This window comes from [Enterobacter] lignolyticus SCF1 (genome assembly GCF_000164865.1).
Lineage (GTDB): Bacteria > Pseudomonadota > Gammaproteobacteria > Enterobacterales > Enterobacteriaceae > Enterobacter_B > Enterobacter_B lignolyticus.
The window spans coordinates 1,415,235-1,433,638 of the sequence record NC_014618.1 but is presented as its reverse complement, the minus strand read 5'-3'; the positions used below and the strand labels follow the sequence as shown (position 1 = coordinate 1,433,638).

The following is an 18,404-nucleotide window of genomic DNA, read 5'->3' as shown; positions in this document are numbered from 1 at the left end:
TATCCCTATTCCGTTGACGGCAGGTTAACTGGTGATCTGACGCAAGGTTTTTTATCATAGCCTTTTCTGCGATACCCACGGCGCCTCTATGCACGAAACCTTTGATATGCTGCTGGCAGTGTTCGACCGAGCGGCCCTGATGCTGATCTGCCTGTTCTTTTTGATCCGCATCCGGTTGTTCCGCGAGCTGCTGCACAAAACGGCCCACACGCCAAAAGAACTGCTGGCGGTGACCGCCATTTTTTCGATGTTCGCCCTCTTCAGTACCTGGTCCGGCGTTCCCGTCGAAGGCTCGCTGGTCAACGTGCGCATTATCGCCGTAATGTCCGGCGGCATTCTTTTCGGCCCCTGGGTGGGTATCATTACCGGCATTATCGCCGGGGTGCACCGCTATCTGATTGATATCGGCGGCGTCACCGCGATCCCCTGCTTTATCACCAGCATCATCGCCGGCGTGCTCTCCGGCTGGATCAACCGCAAAATTCCCAAACCCCAGCACTGGCGCGTCGGGATACTGGCCGGAATGCTGTGCGAAACCCTGACCATGATCCTCGTGGTGGTCTGGGCGCCGACCACGGCGCTGGGTCTTGATATCGTGTCGAAGATAGGTATCCCCATGATCCTCGGCAGCGTCTGTATCGGTTTTATTGTCCTGCTGGTGCAAAGCGTAGAAGGTGAAAAAGAGGCCAGCGCCGCGCGGCAGGCGAAGCTTGCGCTCGATATCGCCAATAAAACGCTACCGCTGTTTCGCCACGTCAACGCCGAGTCGCTGCGCCAGGTCTGCGATATTATCCGTCGCGATATCCACGCCGATGCGGTCGCTATCACCAATATTGACCACGTTCTTGCCTATGTCGGCGTCGGGGAGCTCAACTACCGCGACAATGACGATATCATCAGCCCCACCACGCGCCAGGCCATTGATAGCGGAAATATCATTATAAAAAATAATGATGAAGCGCACCGGACGCCGGAAATTCACTCCATGCTGGTGATCCCGCTGTGGGAAAAAGGCATCGTCACCGGAACGCTGAAAATCTACTACTGCCACGCGCACCAGATAACCTCTTCCCTGCAGGAGATGGCGATCGGCCTGTCGCAGATTATCTCCACCCAACTGGAGGTCTCCCGCGCGGAACAGCTGCGCGAAATGGCAAATAAGGCAGAGCTGCGGGCGCTGCAAAGTAAAATTAATCCCCATTTTTTGTTTAACGCCCTGAACGCCATTTCGTCGTCAATCCGCCTGAATCCGGATACCGCCCGCCAGCTGATTTTTAACCTGTCGCGCTATCTGCGCTATAACATTGAATTAAACGATGACGAGCAGATAGATATCCGCAAGGAGCTGTACCAAATCAAGGATTACATCACCATCGAGCAGGCAAGATTCGGTGATAAGCTGACCGTTATCTACGATATCGACGACGAGGTGAACTGCATGATCCCAAGCCTGCTTATCCAGCCGCTGGTGGAGAATGCTATTGTCCACGGTATTCAACCCTGTAAAGGCAAAGGCGTTGTCACCATCAGCATCACGGAAAGCGGCAACCGGGTGCGCATCAGCGTGCGCGATACCGGCAACGGCATCGACCCCAACGTGATCGCCCGCGTGGAGGCTGACGAAATGCCCGGCAACAAAATTGGCTTGCTCAACGTCCACCACCGGGTGAAGCTGCTGTACGGCGAAGGGCTGCACATCCGTCGGCTGGAGCCGGGCACCGAGATTGCGTTTTACGTCCCTAACCAGCGCGCGCCGGTCGCCGCCCCGGCCACCCTGCTGTCATAACCGGAGTCATTATGAAAGTCATCATTGTCGAAGACGAGGTTCTGGCCCAGCAGGAGCTGACGTGGCTGATTAAAGCCCATAGCCAGATGGAGATCGTGGGTACCTTTGAGGACGGTCTGGACGTGCTGAAATTTCTCCAGCACAACAAAGTCGACGCCATTTTCCTCGATATCAACATCCCGTCGCTGGACGGCGTACTGCTGGCGCAAAACATCAGCCAGTTCGCCCATAAGCCGTTTATCGTGTTTATCACCGCATGGAAGGAGCACGCCGTCGAGGCCTTCGAGCTGGAGGCGTTTGACTATATCCTCAAACCTTACCAGGAATCGCGGATTATCAGCATGCTGCAAAAGCTCGAGGCCGCGTGGCAGCAGCAGTCAGGCAACGTCAGTCCGGGGAGTCAGGGGAGCCCGGCGCGGGAAAGCGATACTATCAACCTTATCAAGGATGAGCGGATCATCGTGACCAGCATCAACGATATTTATTATGCGGAAGCGCATGAAAAGATGACCTTTGTGTATACAAAGCGCGAGTCATACGTGATGCCGATGAATATCACCGAATTCTGCAGCAAGCTGCCCGCCTCGCACTTTTTCCGCTGCCACCGCTCCTACTGCGTGAACCTGAATAAAATTCGCGAAATCGAACCCTGGTTTAACAACACCTATATTCTGCGCCTGCGCGACCTTGATTTTCAGGTACCGGTCAGCCGCAGTAAGGTCAAAGAGTTTCGCCAGCTTATGCACCTGTAAAAAAGGCGCCGTCGGCGCCTTTTTTCAGAGGATGTGTCCCAGCGTCTGGCGCAGATGCGCGCCGGAACCGAGCAGCCCTGGATTATCGTGGACTATCAAAAATACCGGGATATCCTGCACGTAGGCCTTAAAGCGACCCTTATCTTCAAACCCGCCGCGAAACCCTGAGGATTTAAAGAACTCCAGGAAGCGCGGGACGATCCCGCCGGCGATATAAACGCCGCCGAAGGTGCCGAGCGTCAGCGCCAGGTTGCCGCCAAAACGCCCCATGATCGCGCAGAACAGGGATAACGCGCGGCGACAGTCGGTGCAGCTGTCGGCCAGCGCGCGCTCGGTCACATCTTTTGGCTGCAGATTTTCCGGCAGACGTCCGTCGGCTCGGACAATTGCGCGATAAAGATTAACCAGACCCGGGCCGGACAGCACCCGCTCGGCAGAGACGTGCCCCAGTTCGGCGCGCAGCTCTTCCAGGATAATGCCCTCTTCTTCGCTGTTCGGCGCGAAGTCGACGTGGCCGCCCTCGCCCGGCAGGCTGACCCAGCGTTTGTCCACATGCACCAGATGGGCAACGCCCAGCCCCGTGCCCGCGCCGTAGACGGCAATCGGTTTTCCTTCAACCGGCCCGGCGCCGCCGAACTGAATCAAATGCTCTTTTTGCAGCATCGGTATCGCCATGGAGACGGCGGTAAAATCGTTGATTATCTCAAGATGCGCAAAGCCGAGGTTTTTCTTCATTTCGGCGATGGAAAACGCCCATGTATGGTTCGTCATCGCCACCCAGTCGCCGGTAATCGGGCAGGCAATGGCGATACAGCCGTCGTTGACGTCCACGTTCCGCTCTTTCAGGTAGACCTGAACGACGGCCTCGAGACTCGGGTAATCAAGACCAGAATAGGTTTTGGCCTGTGAAATCTCGCCCGTCGCGACTTCACATAACGCCAGACGCGCATTTGTGCCGCCGACGTCACCTACTAAAGCAAACTTTGTCATTCTGTTACGGCTCCGCTAAAGTCAAAATACATCTTCGGCACACTGTAAATTCATGACGCCATAACAACAATGAGCAATACGCCAGTGCCCCTGATTTATCGATCCCGCTCACACATTAACTTTACCGTTTCAGCACCAATTGCACTGACGGTTTAGTCTGTTACGGGCAAAGTGTTGCGCGCTTATCGTCAAAAGGAAATCATCATGCTCCACCCGCGAGCCAGAACCATGCTGCTGCTCTCCGTTCCCGCACTGATTATCGGTGTGGTCTCCAGCCTTATCCTGGTGGTGGTGATGAAAATCGCCGCGGTACTGCAAAACATTCTCTGGACAGCGCTGCCCGCAAGCATAGGCCTGCCGTTCGATTCCGGCACCTGGGTCGTTTTTATGCTGACGGCAACCGGTATCGCCGTTGGGCTGGTGATTCGCTTTAGCCCAGGACACGCCGGGCCGGATCCAGCAACCGAACCCCTGATTGGCACGCCGATGTCCCCTTCGGCGCTACCGGGGCTTATCATCGCCCTGATCCTCGGCCTGGCGGGCGGCGTCAGCCTGGGCCCTGAGCACCCGATTATGTCCGTTAATATCGCGCTGGCGGTAGCGCTCGGCGCGCGCCTCTTTCCCCGCGTAGGGGCGCTTGACTGGACTATCCTCGCCGCCTCCGGCACCATCGGCGCGCTGTTCGGCACCCCGGTCGCCGCCGCGCTGATCTTCTCGCAGACGCTAAACAGCAACAACGACGTGCCGCTGTGGGACCGGCTTTTCGCCCCGATGATTTCCGCCGCGGCGGGCGCGCTGACCACCAGCCTGTTCTTTCATCCACAGTTTTCGCTGCCCATTGCCCACTACCATCAGATGCGGCTGGTCGATATCCTGAGCGGCGCGGTCGTTGCGGCGATCGCCATCGCCCTCGGCATGATTGCCGTCTGGTGCCTGCCGCGCCTGCACGCGCTGATGCACCGACTTAAGCATCCGGTCCTGGTTCTGGGCCTTGGCGGATTTTTTCTGGGGATAATCGGCGCGCTGGGCGGGCATATCACGCTGTTTAAGGGGCTTGATGAAATGCACCAGCTGGCGTTCAGCCAGACGCTGAGCGCGACGGACCTGCTGTTTATCGCCTTAATGAAGCTCGCGGCGCTGGTCGTCGCTTCGGCCAGCGGTTTTCGCGGCGGGCGTATTTTCCCGGCGGTCTTTGTGGCGGTGGCGCTTGGGCTAATGCTGCATGCCCACGTTGATGCGGTTCCGGCGGCAATTACCGTTTCCTGCGCCATTTTAGGCCTGGTGCTGGTCGTTACCCGTGACGGCTGGCTGAGCCTGTTTATGGCGGCCGTCGTGGTGCCGGACTCAACGCTGCTGCCCCTGCTGTGTATTGTGATGCTGCCCGCCTGGCTCCTGCTGGCGGGCAAACCGATGATGATGGCAAAACCGCATCAGTGAACGTTGTTACGGGCTTCCAGCGCCTGCGTGATGGCGTGCAGTAACGCGGGAACCTCCTGCTTCGGCAGCACCACTTCCACCAGCGTCAGGCGCTGACGACCGGCGGCAAGCGCCAGAACATCCCTGAACTGGACCGTTTCGGTCACCCGCCAGCTCTGCGCCTGACACTCCAGGCTCAGGGCCTGCGGCAGCTGCGTCCAGTTCCACAACGCAATGTCGTTATAGCGCTGTTCCGGACCATGAATTGCCCGCTCAACGGTATACCCTTCATTATTGAGTAGCAGAATCAGCGGACGCTGTTCATCCCGGAGCATCGACCCCAGCTCCTGAATGGTCAACTGCGCCGCGCCATCGCCGATGATCAGCACCACGCGACGCTCCGGAGCCGCCGTCTGCGCGCCGAAAGCGGCCGGAAGCGTAAAGCCTATCGACCCCCACAGCGGCTGCACAATCAGCATCGCATCGGACGGTAGCCTCAGCGCCGCGGCGCCAAAGGCGGCGGTGCCCTGATCGGCCAGCAGAATATCGCCGGGTTGCAAAAAGGCCTGCAGCGTTCGCCAGAACCGCGGTTGCGTCAACGCGCCGTCGACGCCGTCGTCAGCCTCTTGGCTATAGGCGGCAAAGCGCGCCCAGCCGACGGACAGTTCAGCGCAAAGCTGCTTCAGCGCGCGAGCCGCCTGACCAATCGGCAGATCGCTAAACCAGCGCACGCCGACCCGGGCGGAGAACGGCTGTAGCTCAATCGTTTTCTCCAGCGGCAGCTGCTGGGTAAATCCAGCGGTAATGGTGTCGGTGAAACGGGTTCCGACGCACAGCGTCACGTCCGCCCCCTCTATCGCCTCCCGGGTTTGCCGGGCGCTTGCCGCGCCGCTATAGGTGCCGACAAACCCCGGCTGCTGTTCATCAAATAGTCCTTTGCCCATCAGCATGGTCGCATGCGCCAGGGGCTGCGTCGCCACCCACTCCCGCATCATCGGCTGCAACCCGTAACGCTGGGCGAGGAAATCCGCGAGCAGCGACACCCGACGGCAGCCGATAAGCATCTGCCGCGACGCCTGAAGGAATTCCGCCATGGCGTTGTCATCCGCCGCCATCTCCCCCAGGGATAGCGCGCTGACCGGCGCCGTCGCGGGCGCTTTTGCAACATCGGCAGGCAGCAGCAGGTACGCCGGGCGGCGATGCAGCAGCATTTCACGCAGCACCCGGTCAATTTCCTGGCAGGCGTTGCTGGCAGTCAGCTTTGCCCGGGCGACGGTCACCTGTTCGCTCATCAGATAAAAATGGCTGAAATCGCCGTCGCCAAGGGTATGGTGAACCAGCTCGCCGCGCTGCTGGCTCTGCGTACCCGGCGCACCGACGATATGCAGCACCGGCACAAACTCCGCGTAGCTGCCTGCGACGCCGTTGAGCGCGCTCAGCTCACCCACGCCGTAGGTCGTCAGCAGAGCGCCGGCGCCCTGCGTCCTGGCGTAGCCGTCGGCAGCGTAAGCGGCATTAAGCTCATTGGCGCAACCAACCCAGCAAATCGTAGGGTGCTCAATGACGTGATCGAGGAACTGCAGGTTGTAGTCGCCCGGTACACCAAACAGATGTTTGATACCGCAATTTGTCAGACGATCCAGCAGATAATCTGCAATGGTATAGGTCGGTTGCATAGCCATCATCCCCTTGCTGCGTTGTTTCTCTGAGTATTGGAGAACGCTGACGGCTGTCCAGAACGGTCAAAAAAATCACACTGGAAAGAAAGCTGTACACATTGCATTTTAACAAAAAGTGCTATTTACCGTACTTTAGGAGTTGCTCCGATGCTTAGGGTCTTTACCGACTCGTAAGATGCGCTGACAGGCCACTTACGGCCACGATCGTATGTAGCAAGGAGACAACAATGTTCAGGTCACTGATTCTGGCCGCGGTACTAGTCGCTTCAGCCCCATTGGTGGCAAATGCTGGCGAAATCACCCTGCTGCCATCTATAAAATTACAAATTGGCGATCGTGATAATTACGGTAACTACTGGGACGGCGATCGCTGGCGCGACCGCGATTACTGGCATCGCAATTATGAATGGCGCAGAGATCGCTGGTGGCACCATGACAATGGCTGGCACCGCGGTTGGGATAAACACAAAGCCTATGAGCGCGGCTATCGCGCCGGCTGGGACGATCGCGACGATCGCCGCGACTGGGAACGCGGGCGCGGACATGGTCACCACCACTAACCCACATGAAAAAGCAGCCGGAAGGCTGCTTTTTCATCTTTAGACGTTACGCGGGTTTTACAGACCGAGCACAGTACCGACCACCAGCCAGCCGTTCAGCGCCACCACCAGCACCACAATCGTCCAGCCAGCGCGTTTTACCAGCGTCGAGTTAACCAGCTCGCCCATCAAGGAAGCATCGCTGGTAAAGCGCAGCAGCGGCACCAGCGCCAGGGCGATACCAAAGCTCAGCAGCACCTGGCTCATCACCAGTATCCGGGTCGGATCGAGCCCCATCAGGATAACGATAAACGACGGCAGCATCGTGACCGTCCGGCGAAACCACAGCGGAATGTGGAAGCGGATAAACCCCTGCATCACCACCTGCCCCGCAAGCGTCCCCACCACCGTCGAGGACAGCCCGGCCGCAATGAGGCTCAAGCCGAAGATAGTCGCCGCCGCGTGGTTCAACAGCGGCTCCAGCGTCAGATAGGCCTGATCGAGGTCGGCAACGCCGGTATGGCCGTTGAAGTGAAATGCCGCCGCCGCAGTCGCCATCATCGCCAGGTTGACAAACCCGGCAATGGTCATGGCGATAGCCACATCCCAGCGCGTCGCGTTGTAGCGCTCTTTGCGCGTCCCCTCATGCAGGTGCTGGGTGAGCGATGAGTGCAGATAAATCACGTGCGGCATAATCGTCGCGCCGAGCACCCCGGCGGCCAGGAAAACGGCTTCCGACGTCGGCAGAGAAGGCAAAATCATGCCTTTTGCCAGCGGCGCCAGCGCGGGCTGCGAGAAAATCAGCTCGACGATATAGGCGGCTGCCACAAACAGCAGCAGACCACCAATGACTTTTTCCAGCGGCTTCTGTCCCCGGCGTTGCAGCATCAGGATCAGGAACGTCGCAATCCCGGTCAGCACCGCGCCCTGCAGTAAAGAGATGCCGAGAATGAGCTTAAAGCCGATCGCCGCGCCGATAAACTCCGCCAGGTCGGTCGCCATCGCGATAATCTCCGCCTGCACCCAGTAGAACCAGACTAACGGGCGCGGATAGCGATCGCGAATCTGTTCTGCGAGGTTTTTGCCGGTCGCAATGCCCAGTTTGGCGGACAGCACCTGAATCAGCATCGCCATCAGGTTGGCCCATACGACCACCCACAGCAGCTGGTAGCCGAAGCTGGCCCCGGCCTGAATGTTGGTGGCGAAGTTGCCTGGATCGATGTAGCCGATGGCAGCAATGAATGCAGGTCCCATTAATGCGAGCCTCATCTTGCGCGCTGCGCGACCGCTGCTACTCTCAACGCGACTGTTTGTCATTTTCTGCCTCGGAAATATAGCCTTTGCTATGTTTCATGCTATCAAAGTGAGAATGATTATCAAGTTCATTTAATGCGGAGATAATGATTTCACTGATAGGCAGGAACGATAGCGGGCCAGAATGTCAGCCATGTTGTCAGGATTGGATCGGTGCGTACTATCCTTTCATCAGGCTAGTACATTAACGCAACTTTAGATACCTTTACATAACATAACAGATTTGTATGCTTGATCACCTTTTTTGAGATTGCTCACAGGTTCTTACTATAGTGCGGCGAAGATCTCGTTTTCTTTTACCCTGTTGCATAGAATGTGCAAGGAAATTTAACCTGCCTCATATTTGGAGCAAATATGGACCGCGTTTTTCACTTTGTCCTCGCGCTTGTCGTGGTGACCATTCTGGCGTTACTGGTCAGCCATGACCGTAAAAAAATTCGTATTCGTTATGTCGTTCAACTGCTTGTTATTGAAGTCTTGCTGGCGTGGTTCTTCCTGAACTCAGATATCGGTCTGGGCTTTGTGAAAGGCTTCTCCGAGATGTTCGAGAAACTGCTCGGCTTCGCTAATGAGGGGACAAACTTCGTCTTCGGTAAGATGAATGATCAAGGTCTGGCGTTCTTCTTCCTGAAGGTCCTGTGCCCAATCGTCTTTATCTCCGCGCTGATCGGTATCCTGCAGCACATCCGCGTTCTGCCTGTGGTGATTCGCGCGATTGGTACCGTACTGTCCAAAGTCAACGGCATGGGCAAACTGGAGTCGTTCAACGCCGTCAGCTCCCTGATTCTGGGCCAGTCTGAAAACTTCATCGCCTATAAAGATATTCTCGGCAAGATGTCGCGCAACCGCATGTACACCATGGCGGCCACCGCAATGTCCACCGTGTCGATGTCTATCGTCGGCGCGTACATGACCATGCTGCAGCCGAAATACGTCGTTGCTGCGCTGGTGCTTAACATGTTCAGCACCTTTATTGTGCTGTCCATCATCAACCCGTACCGCGTTGAGCAGAGCGAAGAGAACCTGCAGATGTCCAATCTGCACGAAGGTCAGAGCTTCTTTGAAATGCTGGGTGAGTACATCCTTGCGGGCTTCAAAGTTGCGATTATCGTTGCCGCCATGCTGATCGGCTTCATCGCGCTGATTTCAGGTCTGAACGCGCTGTTCGCCGCCGTACTGGGCATCTCCTTCCAGGGCATCCTCGGCTACATCTTCTACCCGGTGGCCTGGGTGATGGGCGTTCCGGCAAGCGAAGCGCTGCAGGTCGGCAGCATCATGGCGACCAAACTGGTGTCGAACGAATTCGTGGCTATGATGGATCTGCAGAAAATCGCCAGCACGCTCTCTCCGCGCGCGGAAGGCATTATCTCTATCTTCCTGGTGTCCTTCGCTAACTTCTCGTCCATCGGTATCATCGCCGGTGCGATTAAAGGCCTGAACGAAGAACAGGGCAACGTGGTCTCCCGTTTCGGCCTGAAACTGGTCTATGGCTCCACGCTGGTGAGCGTACTCTCTGCGTCTATCGCCGCACTGGTACTGTAAATCGTAAGCAGCGAAAGCCGGGGCAACCCGGCTTTTTTTATCTCCGCAGTTCCGCCAGAGGCCGCGGTTTCCCCAGCAAATATCCCTGCAGATAGTCCACGCCAAGCTGATACAGCAGCGCCCGCTGGGCGTCGGTTTCAACAAATTCCGCCACCAGGGTCAGGTTCTTCACCCGCGCCATCTCGCAGATAGATTTGACGATCATCGCATCCATCGCGTCCTCCATGATGTCATGAACGAAGCAGCCATCTATCTTGACAATATCCGCCTGCAGCCGCTTCAGACGCTCAAAATTCGCATAGCCGGTGCCAAAGTCATCGATGGCGATAAGGCAGCCAAAATCGCGCAGCCGCTGAATGTTCACCAGACTTACCTCTGAATCAGAGAAGGCCTGCTCCTCGGTTATCTCCAGCACGATCGACTGTGGCGATATCCTATACTGCTGAAACAGCGCAATAATTTCGTTCGCGCTCTCGTTTTGCATCAGCGTAAACGGCATCAGGTTGACGGAGAAACGCTCATTGGGGAACGCTTCCATGGCCCGAAACAGCATTTCGACAACCTGCATATCAAAACGTTTGCTGAGGTTGAACTGGGCAACCACCGGAATAAACCGGTCCGGCATGATGATTTCGCCGTCACAGGTTAAGCGGGTCAGAATTTCATGGTAAACATCCCCGCTTTCGCTCACGATAGGCTGCGCATAGAGGCATATTTCGCCGAGATCCAGCGCCCTCTTCACCCGATTAAGCTGGTGGAGGCGCTCGGTGGTATTGTCTGAAACGGTTTCAAGACTGCAGTCCAGCGCCAGCACTTTCCGCGCCGCGCAGGCCTGCTCGGAAAGCCAGCTTAGCTGCCCAAGCGTATGGTGCAACGCCTCGCCTTCTCCCTGGATTCCTCCCCAGGAAGCGCCAAACTCCAGCACCAGCTCGTTGTTGTGCCAGTGATATTTGCGGCTATTGAGGAAATCGATCATCGCACTGAGCCTGTCCGCCGTTTCTTCACCATGCAACACCAGCAGCAGCTCGCTGCCCGGAAGCTGAAACAGTTGCTCATTTTTATACAGCAGCGGCTGCAGGTCCTGCGCGATCATCCGCTTACAGTACACGCGCATCATCATGCCGTAATGACGGCTCAGAAACTCGAGGTTATCCATACGCAGGCAGCAAACGCGCCCCTCCGGAAACCGCGCCAGATAGCACTCCAGCGCGCGCAGATTAGGCAGCCCGGTGAGAGGATCCTCCATCGCCCGGTTATGCCATTTACGCCGCAGCACGTTGCTGCGCGAGTAAATCTGCGACATGTACAGCATGCTTATCGTAAATGAAATTAAGACAGATAAGACAAACGACAGAGAATATTCTGAACTGACGCCCTGCAGAAAATTTTGGTTATAGATAACCAGCAGCAGGGCGGAAGCCGCCCACAGCACGCAAAGCAGCTGATAGCGGAACCGGCTGATCCCAAAAAAGAAAAGAATGAATATTAGCGGCACCAGGTAACCGGCAATCAGCGTTGAGCGATACGGAGAACAGAGTATCAGTAATATAATACCGAGCGCGACTAGCCAGTTAATTGTAAACAGACGCTGCTGCCGACACAGCGCTGGCTGAATATTGTAGCGCCAGAATTTTCTCGCAAAATTAGGATTAACTATCATCCTTAACGGATAATAAAACAGTATTGTAAATATTAACGCCGCGCTAATAAGACTTTGTATATCAACAACGTTATAAAACACCGAACCGGAGCCAAAATAGCTTGAAACCGACAGCGGAAAATCGAGGAAATACCCGGCCAGGTACATCGTCGCTTTCAGCACCAGCGGTGCGAAGAAGTAGGCCCAGAAGATGCGTACGCCCATATGCTTGCTGGGCAGGCCGTAGCGCCAGCGCTTGCCCAAAATATAGCGCAAAATGGCGCAGGACAAGAAGACGGCAAATAGCTGACAAAACAGCAGCACCGAGGCCTGCAAGCCCGGCAGATTAAGCATCCACTCGTTGGTCAACGCAAAAGCGGCAATAAGCGGCAGGACGGCATATCGCCCAAACAGCAATATCATTGAAAGCATTACGCTGAGCGGCAACCACGCCAGATATATCTCATTGCCATCAATAATCGTACGGGGTGAAATAAATCTGGCAAAGGGGATAGCGATAAGACTTAACGACAGCGCCAGCACAAATTTCTTTGTAGAGGTGTTAAATTTAAACATCATTGTAGTTAATAAACTTTTAATCGGGCATAAACTGCATTCCCGGCATAATATGTTTATTAATTGAGCCAATCAAGTTTTACGCTAATATTTATCTTATTATTACTATGGCGTAAAACGGCAAGAAACAGTTTGACGAAAACTGATAAATACTGACACAGGCTGCAAAAAAACAAAAACCCCCGCCGAAGCGAGGGTTTGAATTTTGGTGGAGCTAAGCGGGATCGAACCGCTGACCTCTTGCATGCCATGCAAGCGCTCTCCCAGCTGAGCTATAGCCCCACAGTCATCTTTACGAACCAAACCTGATGGGAACAGGATTTGGTGGAGCTAAGCGGGATCGAACCGCTGACCTCTTGCATGCCATGCAAGCGCTCTCCCAGCTGAGCTATAGCCCCGTAACGTAAAGCGTGTCGTGTTGACGGGCGGCATAATATGAATTCCCTCGCCAGGTGTCAACGGCAAAATGGTCCCCTTTATTTCAATCGCTGAAAAAGCAAACAACTGAATGACATTGCGAAGCTTCTCGCAAGCAGGAGTTAAACGCATCACGTTTTCACCTAAAATGATGCTATAACATGAATCACTAATTCCCACACTGGCACTCAGGAAATAGCATGCTCAAGGAACGAATGACCCCGGAGGAACTCGCTCACCTTACCGGTTATAGCCGGCAAACCATCAATAAATGGGTGCGTAAGGAAGGCTGGCAGACCTCGCCCCGTCCTGGCGTGCAGGGAGGCAAGGCGCGTCTGGTTCATGTTAATGAACAGGTCCGTGCGTTTATTCATAGCGCGCAAAGAGCGTCAGAAGCCGGGAGACCTCTGCATAATATCGTGGTTGATGACAGTTTCGACGCCTTACTGCTGACGCTTGCCAAAGAGATGACCGCCAGTGAGCAAAAGCAGCTCACTTCCCTGCTGCTACGTGAGGGAATTTCGGGACTACTTCTCCGTCTGGGTATTCGGGCATAAACCACGATGAAAATACTTCACAGCAAGATGACCACCCAGGAACTGGCGCACTGTGTTGGCATGGCGAAACAGACGATCAACCGCTGGATCCGCGAGCAGGGCTGGGTCACTGAACCTATTCCGGGCGTTAAAGGCGGACGTGCCAGGCTTATCCATATCGACCAGAACGTCAGGGAATTCTTATCGACAACGCCCAAACTGCGCCATCTTTCGCTCTCATGGCAGTTAGCGGAGCCGGAGCCGCACTATGCGTCCCCTGAACTGGAACCCGTCTGGCGGAAAATTACCGATACGCTGTCAATGATGACGCCGGACGAACAGCAGCATCTCCACCTGTTACTGGTTCGCGAAGGGCTAAGCGGCTTTTTACGCCGCCTTGAGATAGCCGACGAGAACGCATAAAAAAAGCGGCAGGTTCTCACCTGCCGCCGTTATCAACGCCTGATTTCAGCAATTACTGCTGGTTTTCGCGCTCTGCAATAAACGCCAGCGCGTTGTTGATGCGCGCGATGCTGCGGCTCTTGCCGATAGCATGTACGGTGACATCAAGCGCCGGCGACTGGCCCGCGCCGGTGACCGCGACGCGCAACGGCATTCCCACTTTACCCATGCCGACTTCCAGCTCATCCGCGGTTGCCTGAATGGCGTGGTGCACGTTCTCCGCGGTCCACTCAGTGATAGCAGCGATTTTATCACGCACCACTTCCAGCGGCTGACGAGCGACCGGACGCAGATGCTTCTTCGCGGCATCGGCATCAAACTCAGTAAACTCTTCATAGAAGTAACGGCAGCTTGCCGCCATCTCTTTCAGCGTCTTGCAGCGCTCGCCCAGTAGCGTCACCAGTTCAGACAGCTGCGGCCCGGTGCGGGTGTCGATATTTTCCTGCTCGATGTGCCACTGCAGGTGAGTCGCGACGTACTCCGGCGCCAGGGTATTAATATAGTGATGGTTCAGCCACAGCAGCTTGTCGGTATTGAACGCGCTGGCTGATTTGCTGACCGCTCCGAGAGAGAACAGCTTGATCATCTCTTCACGGCTGAAAATTTCCTGGTCGCCGCTGGACCAGCCCAGACGCACCAGATAGTTAAGCAGCGCTTCCGGCAGGTAGCCGTCATCACGATACTGCATAACGCTGACCGCGCCGTGACGCTTGGACAGCTTTTTACCGTCGTCGCCGTTGATCATGGAAACGTGCGCGTAGACCGGTACCGGCGCATTCAGCGCTTTCAGGATGTTAATCTGACGCGGCGTATTGTTGATATGGTCTTCGCCACGGATCACGTGGGTGATTTCCATATCCCAGTCATCCACCACGACGCAGAAGTTGTAGGTCGGCGAGCCGTCGGTACGGCGGATGATCAGATCGTCCAGCTCCTGGTTGCTAAACTCGATCGGGCCGCGAATCTGGTCGTCAAAAATAACGGAACCTTCCTGCGGGTTAGCGAAACGCACCACGCAAGGTTCATCAGCCACATGCTCGCTGTGGTCATGGCGGCAACGGCCGTCATAGCGCGGCTTTTCACCGTTCGCCATCTGCTCTTCGCGCAGTGCGTCCAGACGCTCTTTCGAGCAATAGCATTTATAGGCGGTACCCGCTTCCAGCATCTCATCAATAACCGCGTTGTAGCGATCGAAACGTTTGGTCTGGAAATACGGGCCTTCGTCCCATTCCAGATTCAGCCAGTTCATACCATCCATGATGGCTTCGATAGCTTCCGGTGTAGAACGTTCAAGATCGGTGTCTTCAATACGCAGCACGAACTCACCGTCGTGGTTACGAGCAAAAAGCCAGGAATAGAGAGCAGTACGCGCACCACCGACGTGCAGATAGCCGGTTGGGCTTGGCGCGAAGCGAGTTTTGATTTTCATTAAATGGCCTTACGTTATAAAGATGCCGACAACCGGCAAATGCTGGAAAAAATGAACGGCAACATTCTATCACTCCCGCCTGAATCCTCAATGTTGTTGCCCCCGAAACACGTTTTTGTTTAGAAATCATGCGCTATCGCCTGTTTCACGATCGTTTTGTTTAATTTTACGACGAACAAACAAAAACTTTAGAAAAGGCGTTGACTCATTTTCAACTCTCCCTATAATGCGACTCCACACAGCGGGGGTGATTAGCTCAGCTGGGAGAGCACCTCCCTTACAAGGAGGGGGTCGGCGGTTCGATCCCGTCATCACCCACCAACTACTTTATGTAGTCTCCGCCGTGTAGCAAGAAATTGAGAAGTGGGTGATTAGCTCAGCTGGGAGAGCACCTCCCTTACAAGGAGGGGGTCGGCGGTTCGATCCCGTCATCACCCACCACTTTCTCGCCAGCTGGATTTCTTGCAAAAATGTGAAGTACCGAAGTGGGTGATTAGCTCAGCTGGGAGAGCACCTCCCTTACAAGGAGGGGGTCGGCGGTTCGATCCCGTCATCACCCACCACTTCGGGTCGTTAGCTCAGTTGGTAGAGCAGTTGACTTTTAATCAATTGGTCGCAGGTTCGAATCCTGCACGACCCACCAATGTAAAAAAGCGCCCTAAAGGCGCTTTTTTGCTATCTGCGATTTACTCATGTCGCTATTCAAGACTTCCGCGCTCATGCCGATAACTCTATTTTCTGGATTGAAAGGAGTTCACCATGGCGACAATTTCACTGCCCTCTTCGTCTGCGCCTGGGTTACAAAGCACCAGCAGCGCTGCAGAACCGCAGGGTAACGATATTGGTTCCCAAATCATCCGTATAACCCAGCAAATCGTCAAATTGACTCAGCAGCTAAAAAACATTGCCAGCGGCAGCGGAAGTGCAGAGGAAAAACAGAAACAGGCAGAGTTAATTCAGGACCAGATAACCATGCTGGAAGCTCAACTGGCGCAGCTCCAGCGCCAGCAGGCGGAAAAAGATCAGGAACAGCAGACGCAAAGCGCCTTCAACGCTACGGGGGTAAAATCCGCGTCCGCCGACCACCAGATAGACGTCTATATCTGATACAGCGGATCGTCGACGCGAGCGGCAGTCAACTGCTGCGCCTGCTCGCGTACGACCTCCCATAGCGCCCCGGCAGCGGCGGAAAGCGATCGGTTTTTACGCCGCACCAGCATAAGCTGCCGCTCAACAACCGGCGTCAACCGCTTCACAGACAGCCTGCTTCCCTGGGGCATTGGGAGCGCCAGCGCGGGTAAAATACTGATGCCGATGCCGGACTCCACCATCGGGAAAAGGGTCGCCGGATGGCCTATTTCCTGCACGATGACGGCCTCAATATCCTGCCGCGCCAGCGCCGCATCAATCAGTGGACGGCTTCCCGACGCGTAGTCCTGAAGCACCAGTTTTTCACCCTGCAGCGCCTGCCACGCCACGCTCGGCGCCCGGGCAAAGGCATGATCGCTACGACACAGCAGAAAAAACGGCTCAGAGAGCACCGTTTCGCACTGCAGATCGCTTACCGCTCCCGGATCGATAACGATCCCGAAATCCACATCCCCCTTACGGATGCTCTCCAGCACCCACTGCTGAGGCCTGTCGTGCAGCACAAAATCTATCTCCGGATAGCGCTGATTGCTGTACGCAATGCACTGCGGAATCAGGTGCGCCGAGATAGTCTGGCTCGCGGCGATCCGCACCGTGCCGCTGAGCTGCTGGCCGACGCGCCCGGCCTCCCGCAGCGTACCGTTGAGCTCATCAAGCAATCGCTCCAGCCTCACCGCCAGCTGCTCTCCCGCGGGCGTCAGGACCACCTCGCGGGTGGTCCTGTCCAGCAGTTTTACCCCCGTCTGATACTCCAGCTCCTTCACGCTATGGCTGACCGCCGACTGGCTAAGGCCGATTATCTCCCCCGCCCGACTGAAGCTTTTCGCCCGGGCGACGGTAATGAAGACCTTTAGCTGACGCAGAGAATAATTCATCTTTTCAATTCATGAATGGATGCAATAAATCAATTTTATTTCTCAAACCGGACAACGCACAATAGCAATATCGTTTTACTGGAGTCTCTATGAAACTGTTGCGCATTCTTGACCCTTTTACGCTTACGCTGATCACCACCGTTCTGCTGGCCTCGCTGTTCCCGGCGCGCGGCAGTTTTGTCCCGTTCTTTGAAGGTCTCACCACCGCGGCTATCGCCCTGCTGTTTTTTATGCACGGCGCCAAGCTGTCCAGAGAGGCGATTATCGCCGGCGGCAGCCACTGGCGGCTGCATTTATGGGTGATGTGCAGCACGTTCGTGCTGTTTCCGGTACTGGGCGTGCTGTTTGCCCGCTGGGCGCCGGTCAACGTCGACCCGATGCTGTACAGCGGCTTCCTCTACCTCTGCATTCTGCCCGCCACCGTGCAGTCCGCCATTGCGTTTACCTCCCTTGCCGGCGGCAACGTCGCCGCCGCCGTCTGCTCGGCATCCGCCTCCAGCCTGCTGGGGATTTTCATCTCCCCTTTGCTGGTTGGGCTGTTAATGCACCTGCACGGCGCCGGAGGCAGCCTTGAGCAGGTCGGGAAAATCATGCTGCAGCTGCTGCTGCCGTTTGTGCTTGGGCATCTTTCGCGTCCGTGGATCGGCGCATGGGTCGCGCGTCACAAGAAGTGGATCGGCAAAACGGACCAGACCTCTATTCTGCTGGTGGTTTATTCCGCCTTCAGCGAGGCGGTGGTGAACGGCATCTGGCATAAGGTGGGCGTCGGCTCGCTGCTGTTTATCGTCGTGGTGAGTCTGGTGCTGCTGGCCATCGTGATTGCGATTAACGTTTTTGTGGCGCGCCGCTGCGGTTTCAGTAAAGCCGATGAAATCACGATTGTGTTCTGCGGTTCGAAAAAGAGCCTGGCAAACGGGATACCGATGGCCAATATTCTGTTTCCAGTGTCAGTGCTCGGAATGATGGTGCTGCCGCTGATGATCTTTCACCAGATCCAGCTGATGGTGTGTGCGGTACTGGCGCGTCGCTACAAGCGCCAGACCGAACAGCTGCAGGCAAAAGACGCCGCCCGCGAGGCGAAAGCTTAACGCCGACGTTTCAGGGGCTGAACCAGATGGCTCAGCCCCTCGGTTTTGATAAGCAGGGCAACGGCCATCAGCTCGCCGAGCTTACCGGCAGGAAACTGGTCCTTACGGGCAAACCACAGCAGGTACTCTTCCGGCAAATCAATCAGCACCCGGCCCTTGTATTTACCGAAGGGCATCTCCGTATTGGCTATCTCAATCAGCTGCTCTTTTTCCAC

Annotated in this window: 17 protein-coding genes and 6 tRNA genes; 13 read left to right on the top strand and 10 right to left on the bottom strand. The window is 55.8% G+C overall.

Going from position 1 to position 18,404, the window contains the following annotated elements:
• Positions 1-88: 88 nt before the first annotated feature.
• The gene (locus tag ENTCL_RS06790) at positions 89-1,786 is read left to right on the top strand and encodes a sensor histidine kinase (protein ID WP_013365369.1); all 1,698 of its coding nucleotides are present in this window, start codon (positions 89-91) and stop codon (positions 1,784-1,786) included.
• Between the two features lie 11 nt (positions 1,787-1,797).
• Positions 1,798-2,538, top strand: a complete 741-nt coding sequence (locus ENTCL_RS06785) for a LytR/AlgR family response regulator transcription factor (RefSeq protein WP_013365368.1) — start codon at positions 1,798-1,800, stop codon at positions 2,536-2,538.
• Between the two features lie 24 nt (positions 2,539-2,562).
• Here ENTCL_RS06785 and glk read toward each other — a convergent pair whose 3' ends face one another.
• The gene (gene glk, locus ENTCL_RS06780; RefSeq protein ID WP_013365367.1) at positions 2,563-3,528 is read right to left on the bottom strand and encodes a glucokinase; all 966 of its coding nucleotides are present in this window, start codon (positions 3,526-3,528) and stop codon (positions 2,563-2,565) included.
• Between the two features lie 204 nt (positions 3,529-3,732).
• Here glk and ENTCL_RS06775 point away from each other — a divergent pair, with 204 nt between their 5' ends.
• On the top strand, positions 3,733-4,965 hold the full coding sequence (locus tag ENTCL_RS06775; protein ID WP_013365366.1) for an ion channel protein: 1,233 nt from the start codon (positions 3,733-3,735) through the stop codon (positions 4,963-4,965).
• Here the strand turns inward: ENTCL_RS06775 and ENTCL_RS06770 are convergent.
• Complete coding sequence (locus tag ENTCL_RS06770; RefSeq protein WP_013365365.1) at positions 4,959-6,620, bottom strand: alpha-keto acid decarboxylase family protein; 1,662 nt, start codon at positions 6,618-6,620, stop codon at positions 4,959-4,961. The two genes, ENTCL_RS06775 and ENTCL_RS06770, sit on opposite strands and share 7 nt — an antisense overlap.
• 230 nt (positions 6,621-6,850) lie before the next feature.
• Between ENTCL_RS06770 and ENTCL_RS06765 the strand changes: the two genes are divergently transcribed.
• On the top strand, positions 6,851-7,183 hold the full coding sequence (locus tag ENTCL_RS06765; protein WP_013365364.1) for a DUF2502 domain-containing protein: 333 nt from the start codon (positions 6,851-6,853) through the stop codon (positions 7,181-7,183).
• A 57-nt stretch (positions 7,184-7,240) separates the two neighbouring features.
• Here the strand turns inward: ENTCL_RS06765 and ENTCL_RS06760 are convergent, their stop codons facing one another.
• Positions 7,241-8,479: an Nramp family divalent metal transporter gene (locus tag ENTCL_RS06760; RefSeq protein WP_013365363.1), complete on the bottom strand. Its 1,239-nt coding sequence runs from the start codon at positions 8,477-8,479 to the stop codon at positions 7,241-7,243.
• Positions 8,460-8,516, bottom strand: a complete 57-nt coding sequence (locus ENTCL_RS24105; RefSeq protein WP_420805094.1) for a hypothetical protein — start codon at positions 8,514-8,516, stop codon at positions 8,460-8,462. Before ENTCL_RS24105 ends, ENTCL_RS06760 begins: the two co-directional genes overlap by 20 nt.
• A gap of 314 nt (positions 8,517-8,830) precedes the next feature.
• Between ENTCL_RS24105 and ENTCL_RS06755 the strand changes: the two genes are divergently transcribed.
• Positions 8,831-10,018 (top strand): NupC/NupG family nucleoside CNT transporter, encoded by a 1,188-nt coding sequence (locus ENTCL_RS06755; protein WP_013365362.1) that lies wholly within the window; start codon positions 8,831-8,833, stop codon positions 10,016-10,018.
• A gap of 37 nt (positions 10,019-10,055) precedes the next feature.
• Here the strand turns inward: ENTCL_RS06755 and ENTCL_RS06750 are convergent, their stop codons facing one another.
• From ENTCL_RS06750 to ENTCL_RS06740, 3 genes are all read right to left on the bottom strand, one after another.
• Entirely contained in the window at positions 10,056-12,236 is a 2,181-nt protein-coding gene (locus tag ENTCL_RS06750) for an EAL domain-containing protein (RefSeq protein WP_013365361.1), read from the bottom strand.
• A gap of 203 nt (positions 12,237-12,439) precedes the next feature.
• Positions 12,440-12,515: transfer RNA gene (locus ENTCL_RS06745), tRNA-Ala, on the bottom strand.
• A gap of 40 nt (positions 12,516-12,555) precedes the next feature.
• Positions 12,556-12,631 (bottom strand) — tRNA-Ala (locus ENTCL_RS06740).
• Between the two features lie 219 nt (positions 12,632-12,850).
• On the opposite strand from ENTCL_RS06740, the gene ENTCL_RS06735 reads away from it, so the two are divergent.
• Positions 12,851-13,207 carry a YfeC-like transcriptional regulator gene (locus tag ENTCL_RS06735; RefSeq protein WP_013365360.1) on the top strand — a complete coding sequence of 119 codons (357 nt, stop codon included), beginning with the start codon at positions 12,851-12,853 and terminating at the stop codon, positions 13,205-13,207.
• 6 nt (positions 13,208-13,213) lie between these two features.
• Positions 13,214-13,609 (top strand): YfeC-like transcriptional regulator, encoded by a 396-nt coding sequence (locus ENTCL_RS06730; protein ID WP_013365359.1) that lies wholly within the window; start codon positions 13,214-13,216, stop codon positions 13,607-13,609.
• A 52-nt stretch (positions 13,610-13,661) separates the two neighbouring features.
• On the opposite strand, the gene gltX is transcribed toward ENTCL_RS06730, so the two are convergent.
• The gene (gene gltX / locus ENTCL_RS06725) at positions 13,662-15,077 is read right to left on the bottom strand and encodes a glutamate--tRNA ligase (RefSeq protein WP_013365358.1); all 1,416 of its coding nucleotides are present in this window, start codon (positions 15,075-15,077) and stop codon (positions 13,662-13,664) included.
• A 245-nt stretch (positions 15,078-15,322) separates the two neighbouring features.
• Here gltX and ENTCL_RS06720 point away from each other — a divergent pair.
• From ENTCL_RS06720 to ENTCL_RS06700, 5 genes are all read left to right on the top strand, one after another.
• Positions 15,323-15,398, top strand: a tRNA-Val gene (locus ENTCL_RS06720).
• A gap of 44 nt (positions 15,399-15,442) precedes the next feature.
• Positions 15,443-15,518 (top strand) — tRNA-Val (locus ENTCL_RS06715).
• Positions 15,519-15,564: 46 nt separating this feature from the next.
• Positions 15,565-15,640, top strand: a tRNA-Val gene (locus tag ENTCL_RS06710).
• Positions 15,641-15,644: 4 nt separating this feature from the next.
• Positions 15,645-15,720: transfer RNA gene (locus tag ENTCL_RS06705), tRNA-Lys, on the top strand.
• Positions 15,721-15,836: 116 nt separating this feature from the next.
• Positions 15,837-16,184, top strand: coding sequence for a FlxA-like family protein (locus tag ENTCL_RS06700; RefSeq protein ID WP_013365357.1), 348 nt, complete (start codon positions 15,837-15,839; stop codon positions 16,182-16,184).
• Here ENTCL_RS06700 and ENTCL_RS06695 read toward each other — a convergent pair.
• Positions 16,175-17,101 carry a LysR family transcriptional regulator gene (locus tag ENTCL_RS06695; protein ID WP_013365356.1) on the bottom strand — a complete coding sequence of 309 codons (927 nt, stop codon included), beginning with the start codon at positions 17,099-17,101 and terminating at the stop codon, positions 16,175-16,177. The genes ENTCL_RS06700 and ENTCL_RS06695 overlap by 10 nt on opposite strands.
• Positions 17,102-17,190: 89 nt before the next feature.
• Here ENTCL_RS06695 and ENTCL_RS06690 point away from each other — a divergent pair, with 89 nt between their 5' ends.
• The gene (locus tag ENTCL_RS06690; protein ID WP_013365355.1) at positions 17,191-18,189 is read left to right on the top strand and encodes a bile acid:sodium symporter family protein; all 999 of its coding nucleotides are present in this window, start codon (positions 17,191-17,193) and stop codon (positions 18,187-18,189) included.
• On the opposite strand, the gene ENTCL_RS06685 is transcribed toward ENTCL_RS06690, so the two are convergent.
• A complete protein-coding gene (locus ENTCL_RS06685; RefSeq protein WP_013365354.1) occupies positions 18,186-18,404 on the bottom strand; it encodes a DUF3820 family protein in 219 nt (72 codons plus the stop codon). The genes ENTCL_RS06690 and ENTCL_RS06685 overlap by 4 nt on opposite strands.